This window comes from Rhodococcus zopfii NBRC 100606 = JCM 9919 (assembly GCF_001895025.1).
Taxonomy (GTDB): domain Bacteria; phylum Actinomycetota; class Actinomycetes; order Mycobacteriales; family Mycobacteriaceae; genus Rhodococcus; species Rhodococcus zopfii.
In genome coordinates this window covers 43,736-63,921 of sequence record NZ_BCXI01000016.1, presented here as the reverse complement: position 1 = coordinate 63,921, position 20,186 = coordinate 43,736, and the positions used below count along the sequence as shown (strand labels likewise).

Below are 20,186 nucleotides of genomic sequence, written 5' to 3'. Positions count from 1 at the left end.
GTCAACTCGGCGCGGTGCTCCAACCCGGAAGTGCAGGCCTGTCGATCCAATGCCGGCCCCCGGCCTCGAGTGCCGAGATGTCTGCGTCGACCATGAGTTTCACGAGTTCCGGGGTCTGCACTCTCGGATGCCAACCGAGGTGGGACCTCGCCTTCGCCGCGTCGCCGACCAGCGCATCGACCTCGGCGGGCCGGACATAGCGGTCGTCGAATCGCACATACCTCTCCCAATCGAGACCGACGTGATCGAAAGCGAGAGTGAGGAACTCACGCACCGAGTATCCCGATCCCGTTGCGAGCACATAGTCGTCGGGTGCGTCGGCCTGCAACATCCGCCACATCCCCTCGACGTACTCCGGCGCGTATCCCCAGTCCCGGATCACATCGATGTTGCCCAGGTACACGTGCTCGTCGAGGCCGGCCCGGATCCGGGCGACCGCGCGCGTGATCTTTCGGGTGACGAAGGTTTCTCCTCGCCTGGGCGATTCGTGGTTGAACAGGATGCCGTTGACGGCGAACTGCCCGTAAGCCTCCCGGTAGTTGCATGCAGTCCAGTAGGCGAAGGCTTTCGCCGAACCGTACGGCGAACGCGGATGGAACGGAGAGATCTCGTTCTGCGGCAGCCTCGAAGCACCGAACATCTCGGAACTCGACGCTTGGTAGAAGCGGCAGCTCAGGCCGAGTCGACGAATCGCTTCCAATAGTTTGAGTGTTCCGAGAGCTGTTGTCTCGGCGGTATATTCGGGTTCGTCGAAACTGACCCGGACATGGGACTGCGCCGCCAGGTGATACACCTCGTCGGGTCTGATCGTCGACAACAACGACGCGAGCCGCGCCCCGTCCACGAGGTCCCCGTAATGAAGGAACATCCTCGCGCCGGAAACGTGAGGGTCCACATAAAGGTGTTCGATCCGGTGCGTGTTGAAGGTCGACGCACGACGGATGATTCCGTGCACCTCGTAGCCCTTGCCCAGCAGGAACTCGGCGAGATACGACCCGTCCTGCCCGGTGATACCGGTTACGAATGCCCGTTTCGCCATCAACGTGCTCCCAACCCGCGTGGGGTACGCGCCAGGTCCAGGATCCACTCCTCGTATCGATCCAGTGCCTCGTGCTCGGACAGCACGGTGGCGCAGTAGCGGCGGCCCGCCTCCGCCAGCCGGGTCGCGAGTTCACCGTCCGTGCCCAGTCGCACTGCCTCCCGAAGCAATAGGTCCGGCCGGTCGGCCGGGACACGGACACCCGCTCCGGAGGCGGCGATCTCCGCCGCGGTGAAGCCGCCCGCGTCCGTCGCGGCAAGAAGGGGCTTTCCGGAGTTGAGATAGGAGGTCAATTTGCTGGGCACCGCCATCTGCGCGACCCCCGGGCGTTCGTTCACCAGAAGCACATCGGCGGCACCGAGGACGGAAGGGAAGACGTCTTCCGCGACCGGATCCAGGAACTGCAGGGTATCGACTCCCGCGCCCTCGGCCTCCAGACGGACACGCTGATTCCCGTCGCCGAGCAAGACGAACCGCACCCGCCGTCCTTCGAGGCTTGCCAGCCGGGCTGCCGCCACCACGTTCTCCAAGCCCTGCTTGGCCCCCATGTTCCCCGAGTGCAGAATCACCACCTCGGCGGGATCCCATCCCGCTGCGGCGCGGAACGCTGCGCTCGCCGCAGGATCCGGCGGCGCGACATGGTTCCAGTTCCGAACGGTGCGGATCCGGCCGCGGTCGACGCCGAGACGTTCCAGAATCTCTGCGAACCCCTCGTGGATCACCACGACCTCGTCCGCCAGCCGGAGAACTGCTGCCTCCACCGCGTGCACCGCCAGAGCCGGTCTGCCCGTGACCGCCGCGGTCTCCTCGGCCCCCCGGCCGTACAGGTCGTGAACGATCACACCGATCGCAGGTCGCGGTCGCGACAGTCGCGCTCGCACCGCCGATATTCCTGCCGCGAGCAACGGCGGACTCACGACGAGGACGACCTCCGGTTCGTTCCATCGAGCGAGCAGAACCTGCAGTCCGAAGGTCGTTTCCATCGCGACACGGCCCGACGTCGTGGCGCGCCGCGGGACGTAATGACCGAAACGGCCGATGTGAACGAGATTCTCGACCTCCTCGGATCGAAACCGGAAGGTCCCGTCGCGGCGCGCCCATTCCGGATAGTGCGGGAAACCGGTCAGTACCTGCACCTCGTGCCCGCGGGCAGCCAATCCGGACGCGAGAAGCGTCGTGTAGGGCGCAATCCCGATCGACTCGGGGGCGTAGTTGATGCCCACGATTGCGATACGAACCCTTTGCCGGGTCATGAATTCGAGGGTAGTACCCGCGGAGCGGAAGGCCTCATCGAACGGCCGCGAGATCGGCCTCCTCTTCCCGCGACGGTGATAGGGTGGTTCTTCACGAACCTCGAGAGCCACATCGCCGGAGGGATCGCGTGAACGGCACCCGATTACGACGCATGGTCGTGGATTCTCCGACATCTTTGGGTGCCAGAGCGAGAATGCGGCGCTGGCAGATGTTCACCGAGACATTCCCGGCGATCGAGCAGGCCCACGTTCTCGATCTCGGTGGCACGGTCGAGACCTGGCGGCGCGCACCGGTCAGGCCCGGTCGTGTCACCGTACTCAACCTCTTCGAGCCGGGCGAGTCCGAGGACGGGTGGATCGCCCCGGTCCTCGGTGATGCGTGCGATGCTGCGCGGGTCCTCGCAGAGGCCAAGGCCGACACCCACTTCGATGTCGTCTTCTCCAATTCGCTCATCGAGCATGTGGGCGGACACGCGCGGAGAACGGAGCTGGCTCGTCAGGTCCGCGCACTCGCACCGCACTTTTGGGTCCAGACGCCCTACCGGTATTTTCCCATCGAACCGCACTGGCTCTTTCCCGGAATGCAGTTCATGCCGGCCGCGGCCAGGGTCGCCGTCGCCGAACACTGGCCGCTGGTGCACACGAGGCCGCGGAACACAGAGGAGGCGCGCCGCGAGGTTCTGTGGACGGAACTGGTGAGTATCACAGAGATGCGCGACTACTTCCCGACCGCAACCATATTGCGCGAACGCATATTCGGCCTCACCAAATCGATCATCGCGACCGACTCGTAGCGGCACGTCCGGGGAGGAGCCGGCGTCCAAGGACCGACCACAATTCCACAGGTCAGCCAGCATAGAAGGAGACGCTCCGTGACGAAGTCCGTGGCCGGTACGACCGCTTCGGGTCTGCGCGTCGGCGACCTGGTCGAGGTGCGAAGCGCCGAAGAGATACTCGCGACCCTCGATGAGAGTGGCGAGCTCGAGAACCTTCCGTTCATGCCGGAAATGCTCCGGTTCTGCGGTCGTCGGCTGACCGTGCACAAGGTTGCGCACAAGCTCTGCGACACCATCTCGGGCACCGGCATCCACCGAATGGAGAATGCCGTCCACCTGACCGACTCGCGGTGCGACGGATCCGCCCACGGCGGGTGCCAGACTGCGTGTTCGCTGTATTGGAAAGATGCCTGGCTCAAACGGGTGGAGCCCGGGACGCCGAACCCGCCCAGCTCGTCGTCCGCCGATATTCCACTGCTCGACGCCAACACTCGCAAGGAACCGGGATCCGACGACCGGCCACGGTATTCGTGCCAGGCCACCGAGCTGCTCCGCGCCGCGCCGACATGCCTGCCCTTCCGCGATCTCGGTCAATATGTGACCGACGTGAAGACCGGAAACGTCGGCCCGGTCGATTCCGCGGAAGCATTCCTCGTGGGTCTCTTCAATCGGCTGCAGGACACCAGCCGGCGGCTGCTCCCGCGCAAGCTGTGGTTTCGCAACGGACTGCCCTGGGGATTCGTAGAAGGCAAGGTCGTGGGCAGGACACCGACCGCCCACCTGAACCTGCAACCGGGCGAGATGGTCCGGATCAAGACCAAGAGCGAGATCATGGAGACGCTCGACGCGGATCGCCTGAACCGGGGCATGGGCTTCGAGGAAGAAATGGCACGTCACTGCGGACGTACGGCCCGGGTTCAGGCGCGGGTGACCAGGTGCATCGACGAGGGCACCGGCGAGTTGCTCACCATGAAGAATCCCTGCATCGTCCTCGAGGGCATCACCTGCAACGGTGCGCTCAACGCCAGTTGCCCACGGGAGTTCGTGCCGTTCTGGCGGGAGATCTGGCTCGAACGTGTGTGACCTGTGAACTCGGTGTCCGACACGCTGGTCTCCGTAGGGTTGCCGGTGCGCAACGGGGCAGATCGCATCGGGGACGTGGTGCGGTCCGTCTTCGCACAGGATCACCCGAACCTCGAACTGGTGATCTGCGACAACGCCTCCACCGACGGCACCGAAGACGTGTGCCGCGAACTCGTCGAGAATCACCACCGGATCGTCTACCACCGGCATCCCGTCAATGTCGGCGTGCTCAACAACTACATCAGTGCGCTACGGCTGGCCACCGGAACGTTCTTTCGCTGGGTCGGAGACGACGATTGGCTCGCACCGCCCTGCATCTCACGGAGCCTGGCTGCGTTCGCGGCGGACGACCGGCTCGTGCTGGTGACCCACCGGATGGATTACCTGACTCCCGAAGGCCTCGCCCGAAGCGGGCGGTACGACGACACCGCGCTCGGTTCGCGCGACCCCGCCACCCGTTTCGTCGCGTTACTGGCGGTGCTCAACGAGACGATTCCGCTCGTCGATCCCCTCTACAGCCTTGTCCGACGGGAACCTGTGCTTCGGATAGACCGCCGGAACATGTTGCGCGAGGACGAGGTGTTCGCCGCGAAACTCGCGCTGACGGGACCGTGGGGACACGTGCCCGAAGTCCTCGGCCGCCGGAATCTGACACATGCGACGCCGTCGGCGCTGGCACGTAAGCTCGATGTTCCGTCGTGGCAAGCGAATTGCGCGACCACTCTCGAATGCAGGGAGATGTTGCGAGTACTGGCGGAGTACGACCTCGACTCGGAGCAGCGGCGCGCCGCCAGGCTGGCGGTGGCACGACTCTATGCGCGACGGCAGCAGGATCTGTTTGTCCGGATCGGCCGCCGACTCTTCCGTACGGTCGGAGGATCGGCGGGACACCGGCCGACGAGTTGACGTCGTCGGAGAATCTCAGACCGACGGCCAGAATCTGTGCCAGTCGTCGGCCGACAACGGCCGTCGCTCGCCGCGATCCGCCTCCGCCGTGTTCTCGGCTTCGCGGATGCGGCCGGCGAACGCCACGACAGCCTTTCGAAGCCGATGCTCGGCGTCGGTGTCACCACCCAACCGGACCGTACACAGTTCGGAGGGGATCATCGCCCCCGGCAAACCTGCCCCGCCTGCCCGTTCGATCACCTTCTCCGCCAGCGCCAGCGCCGGCTGCGCCATCGCGATGCCGTCGAGGCACGACTCCCGCGCCTTTTCGGCTGCCTTGGCCGCCTGCCACGCCGCCTCCTGCTCGGCGACGTCGAGCGGACCGGTGTGGCCGTTGGTCAGATGCGGGCTCCGCTGCGACAGCTTGGTGACGAGGGTGTCGGCGACGTCGTCGACGTCGAACGGGTCGGTCGGTGATTCCTGGGCGATCCGGGAGTGGAACAGCACCTGCAGCAGCAGGTCGCCGAGTTCCTCCCGTAGCCCGGCCCGATCGTCCTCGTCGATGGCGTCGAGAAGCTCGTAGGTTTCCTCGAGCAGGTAGCGCCGGAGCGAGTCGTGCGTCTGGGTGACCTCCCAGCCGCCGAACCCCCACAGCCGGTCCATCACGTCCACCGCGTCGAGCAACCGGTCCCCCACGACCGGGTCCGCCGCGACCACGACCTCGCCACGCGCGGTCCGTGCGGTCACGGCACCACTGCCGGCGTCCAGCGCGACGAGCACGTCGGCACCGGGACGGTGGTCGAGGCCCACTGCGGCGCGCACCGAGTCGGGTACCTCGTCGCCGTACTCGACCGGGCCGCACAGCAGGCGCACCGCCGTCGCGGGCACGACCCCGGGCCGGCGCGGATCGAGAAGGACCACCGTCACGCGTTCGCCCCCGCCGCGACCCGCACGTCCACCGACCCCTGTGCCTTGCCGTCCATCGCGAGCAGGAAATCCGCGATGTACTGGAGCAGTTCGACGTCGCGGACCCGATCGGAGCCGACCCCGCCGGTACGCGGCAGCGGCAGCTGCACCATGCCGCTGGTTGCGCGGTACTGGGCGGCCGGGAAGATCCGCTTGAGCCGCATCTGCTTCGAGTCGGGCAGTTCCATCGGGGAGATCTTCAGCTGGGTGCCGGCGACCGTGACTTCCTCGAGCCCGTATTCGCGGCACAACAGCCGCAGCTTCGCGACGGAGACGAGGCGGCCGACCTCCTCGGGCAGCGGGCCGTACCGGTCGACGAGTTCTTCGACGACCGCGGCGATCGCGGCGGCGTCCTGGGCGGCGGCGAGCTTGCGGTAGGCCTCGAGGCGCAGCCGGTCGGAGGTGACGTAGTCGGCGGGGATGTGCGCGTCGACCGGCAGATCGACCCGTACCTCCTTCGGCGCCTCCTCGGTGGTGATGGGGGTGCCGTCTGCCGCCGCGCGGTACGCCTCGACCGCCTCGCCGACCAGTCGCACGTACAAGTCGAAACCGACACCGGCGACGTGACCGGACTGTTCGGCGCCGAGAACGTTTCCGGCGCCGCGGATTTCGAGATCCTTCATGGCGACGGCCATGCCGGCGCCGAGGTCGGAGTTCTGCGAGATGGTCGCGAGCCGGTCGTACGCGGTTTCGGTGAGCGGCTTCTCCGGCGGGTACAGGAAGTACGCGTAGCCGCGTTCACGGGACCGGCCGACGCGACCGCGCAGCTGGTGCAGCTGCGACAGGCCGAGCGAGTCGGCGCGTTCGACGATGAGCGTGTTGGCGTTGGAGATGTCCAGGCCCGTTTCGACGATCGTGGTGCACACGAGCACGTCGAATTCGCGTTCCCAGAAGCCCTGCACGGTCTTCTCGAGGGTGTCCTCGTTCATCTGGCCGTGCGCGACGACCACCCGCGCCTCGGGAACGAGGTCACGAATCTTCTTGGCGGCCTTGTCGATCGAACTGACCCGGTTGTGGACGTAGAACACCTGGCCGTCGCGCAGCAGCTCGCGGCGGATCGCGGCGGCGACCTGCTTGTCGGAGTACCCGCCGACGTAGGTGAGGATCGGGTGCCGTTCCTCGGGCGGGGTGAGGATCGTCGACATCTCACGGATGCCGGCCATGCTCATCTCCAGGGTGCGCGGGATCGGGGTCGCCGACATGGTGAGCACGTCGACGTGGGTGCGCAGCGCCTTGATGTGTTCCTTGTGTTCGACACCGAACCGCTGCTCCTCGTCGACGATGACGAGACCGAGATCCTTCCAACGGATTCCGGTCTGCAGCAGCCGGTGTGTGCCGACCACGATGTCGACGTCGCCGTCGGCGAGGCCCGCGACGATCTCGCGGGAATCCGCCGGATCGGTGAACCGGCTCAGCCCCTTGACGGTGACCGGGAACGCGGCCATCCGCTCGGTGAAGGTCTGCAGGTGCTGCTGCGCGAGCAAGGTCGTGGGCACCAGCACCGCGACCTGCTTGCCGTCCTGCACCGCCTTGAACGCGGCGCGCACCGCGATCTCGGTCTTGCCGTAGCCGACGTCGCCGATGACGACGCGGTCCATCGGCACCGCCTTCTCCATGTCGGCCTTCACCTCGGAGATGACGGTGAGCTGATCCTGGGTTTCGGTGAAGGGGAACGCGTCCTCCATCTCCTTCTGCCACGGGGTGTCCGGGCCGAAGGCGTGGCCGGGCGACGCCTGCCGCGCCGCATACAACCGCACCAGCTCTCCCGCGATCTCACGAACCGCCTTGCGCGCCTTACGTTTCGTGTTGGCCCAGTCGGATCCACCGAGTTTGCTGATCGCAGGCAGCTCACCGCCGACGTATCGGGACAGCTGATCGAGCGACTCCATCGGGACGAACAGGCGGTCGCCGGGCTGGCCGCGCTTGCTCGCCGCGTACTCGATCACGAGGTATTCGCGGCGCGCACCGCCCACCGTCCGTTCGACCATCTCCACGAACCGGCCGATGCCGTGCTGGTCGTGCACCACGTAGTCGCCGGCGGTCAGCGCCAGCGGATCGACCTGGTTGCGTCGCTTGACCGGGGTCCGGCGGCCTTCGACCGCCGTGACCCGGTTGCCGGTCAGGTCCGCTTCGGTGACGACGACGAGCCCCGGCACCCGATTGTCGCCGTTGCCGGCCAGGACCAGGCCCTCGTGCAGCGCACCACGGATCACCCCGACCTGGCCGCGGACCGGTTCGGCGCCCGGTTCGAGCTTGGCGGCGGGAACCTCGCTGTCCTTCAGCCGTTCGAGCACGCGCAGGCCGGTGCCGGTGCCCGCGACCACGATCACCGCGCGACCACCCGTGGTGACGTGCGCGCGCAGGTTCACGAACAGCATCGACAGCAGGTCTTCGGAGCCGCGCACCTCCGGCGCGGCCTGCACCTCGAGGACCACCTCGGTGTCGGCGCCGGACGCGAGCGGGCTCAGCGTCCACCACGGCACCCCCCGGGCTTCGGCGGCCTCCCGGACCTGCCGCAGCGACCGGTATGCCGACGCCGCGAGGTCCATCTTCCGGCCGTCGGCGCCGGTGAGGTTCGCGGTGTCCAGCGGCGCCGCGCCGCCGATCGACGCGGCCGTCCACGATGCCTCCAGGAACTCCAGGCCGGTGCGCACGAGGTCGGTGGCGCGGGTGCGAACCTTCTCCGGGTCGCACAGGAGCACGTGGGTGCCGGCGGGCAGCACGTCGGTGAGCAGTTGCAGCTCGCCGGGCTGCAGCACCGGCAGCAGCGCCTCCATGCCCTCGACGGGAATGCCGCCGGCCATCTTGTCGAGCATCTCGACGAGCGCGGCGTCGGCCGGATTGTCCTGCGCGAGCTGCGCCGCCCGTGCCTTGACCGCGTCGGTGAGCAGCAGTTCGCGGCACGGCGGCGCGATGAGCGTGGCGGCCTCGACGTCGGGAATCGACCGCTGGTCGGCGACTGAGAACGGGCGCAGCTCGGTGACCTCGTCGCCCCAGAACTCGACGCGCACCGGATGGTCGGCGGTCGGCGGGAACACGTCGAGGATGCCGCCGCGCACCGCGAACTCGCCGCGCTTGCCGACCATGTCGACGCGCGCGTAGGCCAGTTCGACGAGGCGCTCGACGAGTGCGTCGAAGTCGTGCTCGGAGCCGACCCGCAGGGTGATCGGGTCGATCTCGCCGAGCCCCGGGGCCATCGGCTGCACCAGCGACCGCACGGTCGCGACGATGACCCGCAGTTCGGGTCCGTAGTCGCGGTCGTCCGGCCGGGCGAGGCGGCGCAGCACCTGCAGGCGCCGGCCGACGGTGTCGGCGCTCGGCGACAGGCGCTCGTGCGGCAGCGTCTCCCACGACGGGAACTGCGCGACGCTGTCGCCGAGGACTTCGACGAGTTCGGCGGTCAGATCGTCGGCTTCGCGGCCGGTGGCGGTGACCACCAGCAGCGGCGCCTTCTCCGCGAGCGCGGCGGCGACGAACGGACGGGCCGCGGACGGGGCGACCAGGGCCTGCTCGGCGGTGCCGGCAAGCGCGGCGACCCGCTGCAACTGGGCATCGGCCAGCGCGATCCGCGCCAATCCGGACAGGGGGGTGGCGGGCACAGCAGACACGTGACAGTCGCTCCTGGGTGTACGGCGAGAACCGTTCGATTCTATGCGTCCCGGCCGGGGTGTTTCAGTCGGCGGATGCGAGCAGGTCGGCGCTGCTGTCCCCCAGCGCGCGACGCGCCCACGTGACCAGCCGCGACAGCAGTGCAGCGTCGGTCGCGTCGGTGCCGGGAAGCCAGCGCCGGCGCACCATCCGCAGCAGCGCGGCCCGGGCGCGGACGGGGTCGGCGTCGACGACGAATGTGACGAACGCGTCGGGTGTCCACGGTTCGATGCCGGAGCGTTCGAGCGCGGCGGCGATCGACCGGTCGGTGGTGACGACGGCGTCGGCGTGAGCGATCAGCGCGACCGCCGTCAGATGGGTGTCACGCGGGTCGACGACGTACGGCACTTCCCGCAGCACCGTCGCCGGCCACGTGACGCGCGCGTCCGGGAAGGCCCGGTCCAGTTCGGCGAACAGGTAGTCGCGGGCCGGCCGTGGCAGTTCCGCCGGCAACCGGCGGTCCACTTCCGCGATGACTCCGTCGCTCCAATGTGGTTGGTACAGTTCATCTTCCGCGAACGCGAGCACCACGTCGCGCATGCGCGCGTCGGCGAGCACCGACGCGCCGAGCACCACCCGAACGGGCATGTTCCCCCTGCTTTCCGATCAGAATTCGTCGTACAGCCCGTCGCGGTGGGCCAGGTCGGCGAGATTGTCGAGGACCTGGGTGCGGATCGTCGCGCGCCGCTGCGCGAGCGCGACGACATCGGCGCGGGCCACCCGCCGGTGCAGGCCGTGGAACTCGGCGGGCAGCGCTCCGCTGTCGACCAGGCGCGCCACCTCGGCACGGGACGTGCCCAGGACATCCGCCGCCTGGGTGACGGTCAGCAGCGGCGGCACGGCGGTGATGGTGACCGCGGCGCCGTCCCCCAGTTCATCGATGACGCGGGCGAGCGCGGCCGGGGCCTGCTCGGCGTCGAAAGGTCCGAATGTCACGGCGGCGATGCTGTCAGGCCCCGCCGGCGATTGCAACGACACCGGGCCTGCCCGCTCAGGAGTACTGCACCTGCGTCGTGCGCGCCACCGACAGGAGGATCGGCACCAGGCGCATCAGGGCCCGCTGCTCGAGGAACTGCTGATCCATCGGTTTGTCCAGGGCCGCCGCGAGTTCAGCCGGCCGATCCTGGGCCAGTGCGCGGTACTTCGGCAGCATGTGGGTGGTGATGTATTCCCAGCGTGCGTCCCGGTCGGACCAGTTGAACGCGGGCAGCGGTGTCTGCAGGCGCCACTGCGCGCCGGCGGCGGGATCATCCGCGGTCAACGTCAACGGGAACGCCTCCCGGGGCGGTGCCACGCCGGGGATCGCGGGGTCGGCGCCGAACGTCGACAGGTAGGTCAGCGCCCGGCCGACAGGCCCGCGGGCCTCGCGGGTGGCATCCCACTGGTCGGCGATCGACTGGTATTGCTCGCGATGCAGCAGTTCGGCGTTGCCGCGCACCACCGACTCCGGGTCCCCGGTCGCGAGATCGCGCCAGGCCCGGACGGCGCGGTCGTCGATGATGCCCGCGCGGTGGAACTCGTCGATCGCGTCGAGACCGCCGGCCAGATATGCCTCGTGCTGCGGCAGCAGATCGGTGAAGATGTGCTTGCTCATCGCGATGACCCGGACCTGGAAGTCCGCGATGTCCTCGGGCGTGATGGTGTGGCCGACGGCGAGCACCGCCTGCAGGTCCTCGGGCAGGTCCGCGGACGCGGGGGCGGCGGCGTCGTCGAGCGTGCGGGTGACCTGGGCAAGGGCGTCCCGCAGCTCGCGGACCCCGATGACCGCCCGGGCCAGATCGACGTCCATGATCCCGGCGCCGAAGGACGGTCCGGCCAGCCCACCCTGACCGGCCCACAGGAAGTCGGGGTGCTCGCGCTGCAGCTTCTGGTAGTAGGCGAAGGTGTTCTTCAGATTCTGTTCGTTGGCGGCCAATCCGAGCTGCGGATCCCAGCGGTTCAGGTCGATCCCGGCGTTGCGGACCGCGACGGCGAGCCAATACTGGTGCAGCAGTGCCGCATAGCGTTCCGGTTCGACACCGGCGGCGCGGGCCCGGTCGAGCAGGGGCCGCAGCACTTCGGGGTCGCTCGACAGTTCGGGTGCGACTCCCCCGCCGTACTCGGAGTCGAGGTTGTTGCGCGAAACGTCGAGGACCTCGGCGAGATCCGGTGCCGCAGAGGCAGTTCCGGCGACACCGACACCTGTCGCCAGGACTGTGACGACGGCCAGGGCGGTGGCGAGCAGGCGCCTCATCGGCCCGCCTCCTCGAAGCGGCGATCGAACCAGTCGACGTTCTGCATGCCGAGCAACTCGACTCCCACCCGGACCGGGTCGGTCAACACGTCACCGATCCCGCACACCGCCGGATCGAATTCGACATCGGCGCCGTGCGCGCGCCAGAAGTTGCCGAGGTTCTCCGCGTCCTCGTAGGGGACCAGGAAGTCGTCGCGGCACGAGGTGATGAGAACCGGCGCGTTCGGAATCTCGTCCGGTCGCGTGCCGAGCGCGTTCTCGGCATAGGCCCGCGCGAATGCGGGATTGTCGGCCGGCCGCCCGTCCACGTAGAGCGCGGACAACGGCACGAACGGGAACATCAGATACAACCCCTGGCAGGTGCTGTGGAACAGGTCGGCGGCGGCCCGGCCGAGCGGGGTGAGTTCGGCGTCGAGGTCGATCTCCGGGTACTTCGCCGCGAAACCGAGCGAGTTGGCGAACACGAATCCTGCGCCGATACCACCGTCCGCGGTGCGCTCGAAGGTAGCGCTGTCGACGACCATCGCCTGCAGCACGGTGCCGACGAGGTTGAGTTCCGGCGCGTAGGTGCCGGCCATCTCCGCGGCGAACCCGGCGGCGACCCCGCCTCCCGCGATGCCGAAGATCCCGGCGGGGATGTCCGGCGCGAACCCGGCGTCCGGCAGCGCGATCGCGGCGCGGAGGCCGTCGAGGGTCGCGGGTCCGCTGAACCGGCCGATCGAGAAGCCGTTGGGTGCGGTGTCGCCGTCGTTGGCGGTGTCGCTCATCATCACGGCCCAGCCGCGGCCGAACATCTGGGCGACGGGTCCGAGCGCGGAGAACAGCGACGGGTCGGTCTGGTTGCCGCCGGTCCACTGGGTGCTCGGCATGCAGTTCGGGCCCAGGCTGTCGTTGGCCTCGGAATAGCCGATGAGCCTGCGGTCCTGCGGCGCCGTGCCGTCCTCGGGGATCATGAGGATGCCGGTGGCGACGGTGCGGGAGCCGTCGAAATCGGTGGTGACGTACATCAGTTGATGCGCGGTGACGTGGCCCGGCTGCACCCCGTACACCTGCACCGTCACCGGGCGGTGCCGCAGCAGGGTGCCGGGAACGTCGGCGTCGGTGAGGGCGGGGCCGTCGAACCACGGGTCGGTGGAGGCCGGACGCGGCACCCACTGTGACGGGTGCGCGATCTGCCCGTCACGGAACGTGCTCACCACGAACGGATTGACGACGTCCTCGACTGGGACGGGGTCGGCGGCGGCGGTGGTCGCCGAGGTCAGGGCGAGGGCCGGCGCGATGGAAGCAGCGCCGATCGCCACGAGATGTCGCAAGACTCGCATCGATACTTTCCTGTCACTGTTGATCGAGCCGCGCAGCCCCCGGCACAGCGCTCAGTTCACGGAACAGTAACAGTCCGTTACCAACGGATACAGGTAATCCTGTGGGTGTCGTCAGACCCGCAGCCGCCGCGCGGCGAACTGCCGGAAGTACTCGACCTTCGATTCCGGCACGAGTGCGGGCAGCAGGTTCGCCCACATGAGCTCGATGTGTTCGATCGACCGCTCGCGACGACCGAGCCCGGCGGCGACGGTGCGCGCCCCGGTGACCATCTGCAGCACCAGCAACCCCGCCGCATCGGGATCGAAATCCGGGGACAGGTCGCCTTCCTCCCGGGCTCGGTGCGCCAATTGCTGCAGCGAGCCGAGCCACAGCTCGAACAGGTTCTCACCGGAGCCGCGGTAGTCGCCGATCTCGAGCACGAGCCGGAACATCGCGCGGACCACCGGATCGGACCTCGACAGGTCGACGGACAGAACGGACAGCTCGATCATCGTTTCCAGCGCCGGTGTGCGTTCGTCGATCTTGGCCAGGCCGGCCTCCGACGACCGGACGAAACCGGCATCGATGACGCCGCGCGCGAGTTCTTCCTTCGAGCCGAAGTGGAAGTACAGCGCACCCTTCGTGACACCCGATTCGTCGATGATCTCGCTGAGGCTGGCGTTCGCGTATCCCAGCCGCACGAAGACCTCGGCGGCGCCGCGCAGCACCGACTCCCGCGTGGCCTCGGCGCGAACCTGACGTGCCATGTCAGCGGGCCCGGCGGTGGGCCACGCTCCGGGCCGGACCACGGCGCTCGGCGCGGACAATCGACGTGCGGAAAACCACAGTCACCTCAATCCCGTCGCGGCTACGAATCGGCCGGGCAACGGTACCACCGGGCCGCGGCCGACCTCGGTATTCACAAGGCACGTGCGTGTATCAATCCGCGCCGAGCGTCGGGTCCGCCTCGAGCCGGGTCAGCCCGTTCCAGCACAGGTTCACCAGATGCGCCGCGACGACCTCCTTCGACGGGCTGCGTTCGTCGAGCCACCAGGTCGCGGTGGTCGCGACCATGCCGACGAGGGCCTGCGCGTAGAGCGGGGCGAGTTCCGGGTCCAGGCCGCGGCGGGAGAAGTCGCCGGCAAGGAGGGTGCCGACCTGCCGCATCGCCTCGTTGAGCAGGCTCGAGTAGGTGCCCTCCTCGGCGGCGACCGGGGAGTCACGCACCAGGATGCGGAAACCGTCGGTGCGCTCCTCGATATAGGTGAGCAGGGCGAGCGCGGCCCGTTCGACGCGGACGCGGGACCGATTCTGGGTCAGGCTCGCGGTGACCATCGACATGAGCACCGTCATCTCGCGGTCCACGACGACGGCGTAGAGCCCTTCCTTCCCGCCGAAGTGCTCGTAGACGACGGGCTTGGACACGGCGGCGCGCTGCGCGATCTCCTCGATGGACGTGCCCTCGTAGCCACGTTCGGCGAACAGCGCCCGGCCGATCTCGATCAACTGCTCGCGGCGCTGTGTTCCGGTCATGCGGATACGCGGGGTCCGCTCGGATTGATTCTGCGGTGTTCGCGACACGACGGTTCCTTTCCGGCGCCACACCTGCTTGCACTGGGCCCCGGAGTCGAGCCTAATCGGCGGAAGGGGCGGACCGCCTCGACTCCGCCCCGCGTTCGACGCCGACCGTATCGGCATGCGAGGATCACACCGCATGCCCGGGGTTCACTTCCCGGACGTGCGGCGATCCGCCGTGGTGTAATCGGCAGCACCTCTGATTTTGGTTCAGATAGTTCAGGTTCGAGTCCTGGCGGCGGAGCAAGGCGAACGGGGGCCGGCGAGCCTCTACACGCACGTCCATGACGCATGTCGAACGTCGAGGGAGCTTCATGCAAGTGCAGACCGCAATAGTCGTCCTGGCCGCCGGAGCGGGTACGAGGATGCGGTCCAAGACCCCCAAGGTGCTGCACACCCTCGGCGGCCGCACGATGCTCGAGCATTCCCTGCGTGCCGCCGCGGCGCTCGGCCCCGATCACCTGGTCGTGGTCGTCGGCCACGACCGTGAACGCATCGGCGCCGCCGTCGCCGACCTCGCCGCCGGCCTCGACCGGGACGTCCGCATCGCCGTGCAGGACGAGCAACTCGGAACCGGCCACGCCGTCGAGTGCGCCCTGACCGCCCTTCCCGCCGAGTTCGACGGCACCGTCGTCGTCACCGCCGCGGACGTGCCGCTGCTCGACGCCGACACGCTGCGCGCCATGCTCGACACGCACGCCGAACCCGAACCGGCGGCCGTCACCGTGCTCACCACGACCGCCGCCGACCCGACCGGATACGGCCGCATCCTGCGCACGACCGACGGCGACGTCACCGCGATCATCGAGCACAAGGAAGCGACCCCGACACAGCTGGCGATCACCGAGGTCAACACCGGCGTGTACGCGTTCGACGTCGCCGCGTTGCGCTCGGCACTCGGCAAGCTCAGCGCCGACAACACGCAGGGCGAGCTGTACCTGACCGACGTCGTGGCGATCGCCCGCGCCGAGGGAGACACCGTCCGTGCCCAGTACACCGACGACGCGGTGCGTGTCGCCGGAGCCAACGACCGCGTGCAACTCGCGACGCTCGCGGCCGAACTGAACCGGCGCACCCTCGAGCACTGGATGCGCCAGGGCGTGACCGTGATCGATCCCGCGACCACCTGGGTCGACGTCGACGTCACCCTCGCACCGGACGTGACGCTGCACCCGGGTGTGCAGCTGCACGGGCGCACCTCGGTCGGCGAGGACGCGGTGATCGGACCGGACACCACCCTCACCGATGTGCAGGTCGGGGTCGGAGCGTCGATCGTGCGGACCCACGGCTCGGATTCGGTGATCGGCGCGGGCGCGTCCGTCGGCCCGTTCGCATACCTGCGACCGGGCAGCGAACTCGGCGCCGAGGGCAAGATCGGCACGTTCGTCGAAACGAAGAACGCGCAGATCGGAGCGCATTCGAAGGTGCCGCACCTGACGTATGTCGGGGACGCGACGATCGGCGACCATTCGAACATCGGCGCGTCGAGCGTGTTCGTGAACTACGACGGTGTCCAGAAGTACCGGACCGTCGTCGGGTCACACGTGCGGACCGGATCCGACACCATGTTCGTGGCCCCACTGACGGTCGGCGACGGGGCGTACACGGGTGCCGGAACGGTGCTCCGGCGGAACGTTCCGCCGGGGGCGCTGGCAGTGTCGGGTGCGCCACAGCGCAATATTGAAGGCTGGGTCCAGCGAAATCGAGCCGGGACCCCCGCCGCTGAGGCAGCATCGATGGCGTCGCAGCAGCAGCAAGAGAACGAACCGCAAAAGGACGGCCGGGACCAGTGACCAATTGGATCGACAATCAGAAGAACCTGATGCTCTTCGCAGGCCGGGCACACCCCGAGCTGGCGGAGCAGGTCTCGAAAGAGCTGGGCATCCAGATCACGCCGCAGACCGCGCGTGACTTCGCCAACGGTGAGACCTTCGTCCGGTTCGAGGAGTCGGTGCGTGGCTCCGATGCCTTCGTGCTGCAGAGCCATCCGTTCCCGCTGAACCAGTGGGTGATGGAACAGCTCATCATGATCGACGCGCTCAAGCGTGGTTCGGCCAAGCGCATCACCGCGATCCTGCCGTTCTACCCGTACGCCCGTCAGGACAAGAAGCATCGCGGCCGCGAGCCCATCTCCGCCCGCCTGATCGCCGATCTGCTCAAGACCGCCGGCGCCGACCGCATCATCACCGTCGACCTGCACACCGACCAGATCCAGGGCTTCTTCGACGGCCCGGTCGACCACATGCACGCCCAGGGCCAGCTCGCCGAGTACATCCGCGGCAGGTACGGCGTCGAGAACATCGCGGTGGTCTCCCCCGACTCCGGTCGTGTGCGCGTGGCCGAGAAGTGGGCCGACACCCTCGGGGGCGCCCCGCTGGCGTTCATCCACAAGACCCGCGACCCGCTGGTGCCGAACCAGGTCAAGTCCAACCGCGTGGTCGGTGAGGTCGACGGCCGCACCTGCATCCTGATCGACGACATGATCGACACCGGCGGCACCATCGCCGGTGCCGTGAAGATCCTCAAGGAGGCCGGCGCGGGCGACGTCATCATCGCCGCCACCCACGGTGTGCTCTCCGACCCGGCCGCCGAGCGCCTCGCCGCGTGCGGCGCCAAGGAGGTCATCGTCACCAACACGCTGCCGATCCCGCCGGAGAAGCAGTTCGACAGCCTCACCGTCCTGTCGATCGCGCCGCTGCTGGCGCAGACCATCCGCGAGGTGTTCGAGAACGGCTCCGTGACGTCGCTGTTCAACGGCGTGGCCTGAAACTGCTCGACGGGGCACACTGTCGGGGTGTTCACCGGATTCCCCGTCGCCGCGCTCGACTTCTACGAAGATCTCGAAGCCGACAACAGCAAAGCATTCTGGGCCGCGCACAAGGCCGTCTACGACGACTGCGTGCGCGGCCCCATGCTTGCGTTGCTCGCCGAACTGGAGCCGGAGTTCGGCGCCGGCAAGGCCTTTCGCCCGCACCGCGATGTCCGGTTCAGCAAGGACAAAGCGCCGTACAAGACGCACCAGGGCGGGTTCGTGCAGACCGCTCCGGGTGTCGGCTTCTACGTGCAGGTCGACGCGGCGGGACTGGTCGTCGCCGGCGGTTTCTACGCCGGATCCGGCGCGCAGATCGCGGCGTACCGCGCGGCCGTCGACGACGAGCGGCGCGGCACCGAGCTCGAGAAGTTGGTCCGTAAGCTGCGCCGGGACGGTTTCGAAATCGGTGGCGCGCAATTGAAGACACGGCCGCGTGGTGTCGATCCCGACCATCCGCGGCTCGACCTGCTGCGCCGCAAGGCGCTGACCGCGGGACGTACCGAACAGTCGCCCCCGTGGCTCGACAGCGACCGCACCCTCGACGAGGTCCGTGACGCCTGGCGCCGCTTCCGCCCGCTCGTGGAGTGGCTCTCCGCGGCGACCGCGACCTGACGATCGACAGAACCCAGCAGACCGTCCGGTACGTAAACTGCTGTGCCCCAACACTTTGCCTACCGACGCCATCCGGCTAGCATGATCTTCGTCACTTTCCCGTCCGTCCCCGCAGGTCACGTCCGTCCCACGCGCCGTGCCCGCCCGATTTTCACTTAAGGTGGCTCCTCGTGATCGACGCGCAGACTCTCGAGGCCCCCACCGAATCCGCGACAATCCGGACAGCACGACGGTGGACACCGGGTGCCTGCGTATGGTGCGGCGGTCTCGACGCCGTCGAGGAGTACCGCAACGAGCCGCGCTGCGCGACCTGCCGCAAGCACGAGGACGTGATCGAGGAAGCCCGCAAGTTCGTCGGCATGTACGGCCTGCGCCCGATCGGCGGAACCCTCCAGTCCGACGACGAGGAAGAGTACGAGCATCGGCTCGCCGCCCGCGACGCCCGCCGCGCTCTCAACGACATTCGGCTCGCCGAGCAGCCCGATCCCGCGCTCGTACGCAAGGCACTGCGTCCGCGCGCTGCGGCCGTGGTCGCCGAGAACGCCCCGGCCCGCGCCTCGAAGCCTCGCACCACCTCGCCGCGTAGCTCCTCCGAGCCCGCCCCCGCGCCCGTGCGCACCGACGCCGTCGACGTCGACGAGATCCAGGCCCGCGCCCTCGCACTGCTCGACCAGCTCTCCGCGATCGACGCGCAGCTCGCACTCGTCGCCGATCAGAGCGGCCTCGCGGCCCGCGCCCGCCGCGGCGACCTCGAGAAGCAGAAGACCACCATCCTGCGCACCCTGGGCGCGCTGGAGAAGGCGCGGCTCAGCGCTCTGTCCTGACGCTGCTGATCAGGCCGCGGTGAATCCCTTCGCACGGTCGGTATCCGCCTCGGACCACAGCGTCGTCGGCGGCAGTTCGGCACGCACCAGAGGGATCACTTCCTCGGCGAACCTGCGCAGGGTGTCCTTCTGTCGTTCGAAGTCCAGGACGTGATTGATGGACACCGACTGCAGAACGTGGCCGAAACTCTCGTGGTAGTCGACGATCTTCTCGGCGACCCGCTCCGGGGAACCGACCAGTGCCGGGCCCCGTTCGACCGCGTCCTCGATCGTGCGGAAGCTGGTGACCTTCCCGACCGCCACCGGATCGTGCTTGCGCTGATCCGCCTGGCGGACGATCCCTTCGTAGATGGGCCGGTACTCCTCGATCGCCTGCTCCGTGGTGTCCGCGAGGAACAACCCGCCCGAACCGGATCCGACGAATGCCTTCGCCGGGTCGTGCCCGTGCGCGGCGTACTGCTCGCGATAACGGTCGATCAACACCTTGTAGTTCTCGCGGGGCTGCAGCGCATTCGCCGTCACGATCGGATCGCCCCACTTCGCCGCGAGATCGACGGCAGACGCCGACGTGGCCGAGCCGTGCCAGATGCGGAACGGCCCGGAGAAGGGCCGCGGCAGTGTCGTCACATCGGTGAGGACCGGCCGATGTGCACCCGCCCAGTCGACGTGTTCCTCCCGCAGCAAGGTGCGCAGCAACTCGTAGTTCTCGGTCAGGTAGTCGTACTGTTTGCCGATGTCGAGCCCGAACAGCGGGTACTGCAGCACCTCGTTGCCCTTGCCGATCACGATCTCCAGGCGACCCCGGCTGAGCTGATCGACGGTGCACAGATCCTCGGCGACCCGGACCGGATCGAGAACGGACAGCACCGTCACACCGGTGGACAGCAGAATCCGGTCGGTGGCCTGCGCGATCGCGCCGAGCACCACCGTCGGACTCGACGACAGCACCTCGCCCGCGTGCCGTTCGCCCACCGAATAGCTGTCGATGCCGAGTTGCTCGGCCAGCACCGCGGTCTCGACGACCCGTTCGAGCCGATCGGCCGGCGAGACGATCCGGCCGGTCACCGGATGTGGCGGATTGAAAATGATGTCGAGGATCTGGAAGCGCACCCGGCAAAGTCTTCCGGTGGCGGCTCGCGGGGCCAAGAGATGTTCTCGCCCTGACCCGAACCCTTGTG

The 20,186-nt window shown here is 68.3% G+C and carries 18 protein-coding genes and 1 tRNA gene; 8 read left to right on the top strand and 11 right to left on the bottom strand.

The genetic code is table 11. The features are described from left to right. Position 1: 1 nt before the first annotated feature. Both gmd and RZ1_RS12135 read right to left on the bottom strand, forming a co-directional pair. Positions 2-1,039, bottom strand: a complete 1,038-nt coding sequence (gene gmd, locus RZ1_RS12140) for a GDP-mannose 4,6-dehydratase (protein WP_072812176.1) — start codon at positions 1,037-1,039, stop codon at positions 2-4. Further along, positions 1,039-2,292 (bottom strand): glycosyltransferase family 4 protein, encoded by a 1,254-nt coding sequence (locus tag RZ1_RS12135; protein WP_072812174.1) that lies wholly within the window; start codon positions 2,290-2,292, stop codon positions 1,039-1,041. The genes gmd and RZ1_RS12135 overlap by 1 nt, the downstream gene beginning before the upstream one ends. Before the next feature lie 209 nt (positions 2,293-2,501). Between RZ1_RS12135 and RZ1_RS12130 the strand changes: the two genes are divergently transcribed. The 3 genes from RZ1_RS12130 to RZ1_RS12120 all read left to right on the top strand — a co-directional run bounded on the left by RZ1_RS12130 (position 2,502) and on the right by RZ1_RS12120 (position 5,057). Further along, a complete protein-coding gene (locus RZ1_RS12130) occupies positions 2,502-3,086 on the top strand; it encodes a methyltransferase type 11 (protein WP_238071686.1) in 585 nt (194 codons plus the stop codon). A gap of 78 nt (positions 3,087-3,164) precedes the next feature. Then, the gene (locus RZ1_RS12125) at positions 3,165-4,151 is read left to right on the top strand and encodes a hypothetical protein (RefSeq protein ID WP_072812170.1); all 987 of its coding nucleotides are present in this window, start codon (positions 3,165-3,167) and stop codon (positions 4,149-4,151) included. Positions 4,152-4,154: 3 nt separating this feature from the next. Next, on the top strand, positions 4,155-5,057 hold the full coding sequence (locus RZ1_RS12120) for a glycosyltransferase family 2 protein (protein WP_083583651.1): 903 nt from the start codon (positions 4,155-4,157) through the stop codon (positions 5,055-5,057). 15 nt (positions 5,058-5,072) lie between these two features. Here RZ1_RS12120 and RZ1_RS12115 read toward each other — a convergent pair whose 3' ends face one another. The 8 genes from RZ1_RS12115 to RZ1_RS12080 form a co-directional block, all read right to left on the bottom strand. After that, positions 5,073-5,963 (bottom strand): nucleoside triphosphate pyrophosphohydrolase, encoded by an 891-nt coding sequence (locus RZ1_RS12115; protein ID WP_072812168.1) that lies wholly within the window; start codon positions 5,961-5,963, stop codon positions 5,073-5,075. Beyond that, complete coding sequence (mfd, locus tag RZ1_RS12110) at positions 5,960-9,610, bottom strand: transcription-repair coupling factor (RefSeq protein WP_072812166.1); 3,651 nt, start codon at positions 9,608-9,610, stop codon at positions 5,960-5,962. The genes RZ1_RS12115 and mfd overlap by 4 nt, the downstream gene beginning before the upstream one ends. Before the next feature lie 64 nt (positions 9,611-9,674). After that, positions 9,675-10,238, bottom strand: coding sequence for a PIN domain-containing protein (locus RZ1_RS12105; protein WP_072812164.1), 564 nt, complete (start codon positions 10,236-10,238; stop codon positions 9,675-9,677). Positions 10,239-10,256: 18 nt separating this feature from the next. Continuing rightward, positions 10,257-10,586, bottom strand: a complete 330-nt coding sequence (locus RZ1_RS12100; RefSeq protein ID WP_072812338.1) for a helix-turn-helix domain-containing protein — start codon at positions 10,584-10,586, stop codon at positions 10,257-10,259. Positions 10,587-10,641: 55 nt separating this feature from the next. Continuing rightward, positions 10,642-11,883, bottom strand: a complete 1,242-nt coding sequence (locus tag RZ1_RS12095; RefSeq protein ID WP_072812162.1) for a Tat pathway signal protein — start codon at positions 11,881-11,883, stop codon at positions 10,642-10,644. Next, a complete protein-coding gene (locus RZ1_RS12090) occupies positions 11,880-13,205 on the bottom strand; it encodes a lipase family protein (protein ID WP_072812160.1) in 1,326 nt (441 codons plus the stop codon). The genes RZ1_RS12095 and RZ1_RS12090 overlap by 4 nt, the downstream gene beginning before the upstream one ends. Before the next feature lie 111 nt (positions 13,206-13,316). Beyond that, entirely contained in the window at positions 13,317-13,952 is a 636-nt protein-coding gene (locus tag RZ1_RS12085) for a ScbR family autoregulator-binding transcription factor (protein WP_072812336.1), read from the bottom strand. A gap of 172 nt (positions 13,953-14,124) precedes the next feature. Beyond that, positions 14,125-14,718: a TetR/AcrR family transcriptional regulator gene (locus tag RZ1_RS12080; protein WP_083583650.1), complete on the bottom strand. Its 594-nt coding sequence runs from the start codon at positions 14,716-14,718 to the stop codon at positions 14,125-14,127. Between the two features lie 214 nt (positions 14,719-14,932). Between RZ1_RS12080 and RZ1_RS12075 the strand changes: the two genes are divergently transcribed. From RZ1_RS12075 to RZ1_RS12055, 5 genes are all read left to right on the top strand, one after another. Beyond that, positions 14,933-15,004: transfer RNA gene (locus tag RZ1_RS12075), tRNA-Gln, on the top strand. 70 nt (positions 15,005-15,074) lie between these two features. Then, complete coding sequence (gene glmU / locus RZ1_RS12070; protein WP_072812158.1) at positions 15,075-16,553, top strand: bifunctional UDP-N-acetylglucosamine diphosphorylase/glucosamine-1-phosphate N-acetyltransferase GlmU; 1,479 nt, start codon at positions 15,075-15,077, stop codon at positions 16,551-16,553. After that, entirely contained in the window at positions 16,550-17,527 is a 978-nt protein-coding gene (locus RZ1_RS12065; protein ID WP_072812157.1) for a ribose-phosphate diphosphokinase, read from the top strand. Before glmU ends, RZ1_RS12065 begins: the two co-directional genes overlap by 4 nt. Before the next feature lie 27 nt (positions 17,528-17,554). Then, positions 17,555-18,184 (top strand): DUF2461 domain-containing protein, encoded by a 630-nt coding sequence (locus RZ1_RS12060; RefSeq protein WP_072812155.1) that lies wholly within the window; start codon positions 17,555-17,557, stop codon positions 18,182-18,184. A gap of 170 nt (positions 18,185-18,354) precedes the next feature. Next, positions 18,355-19,008, top strand: a complete 654-nt coding sequence (locus tag RZ1_RS12055) for a hypothetical protein (RefSeq protein WP_072812153.1) — start codon at positions 18,355-18,357, stop codon at positions 19,006-19,008. Between the two features lie 9 nt (positions 19,009-19,017). On the opposite strand, the gene RZ1_RS12050 is transcribed toward RZ1_RS12055, so the two are convergent. After that, positions 19,018-20,118, bottom strand: coding sequence for an LLM class flavin-dependent oxidoreductase (locus RZ1_RS12050; RefSeq protein ID WP_072812151.1), 1,101 nt, complete (start codon positions 20,116-20,118; stop codon positions 19,018-19,020). Positions 20,119-20,186: the final 68 nt, after the last annotated feature.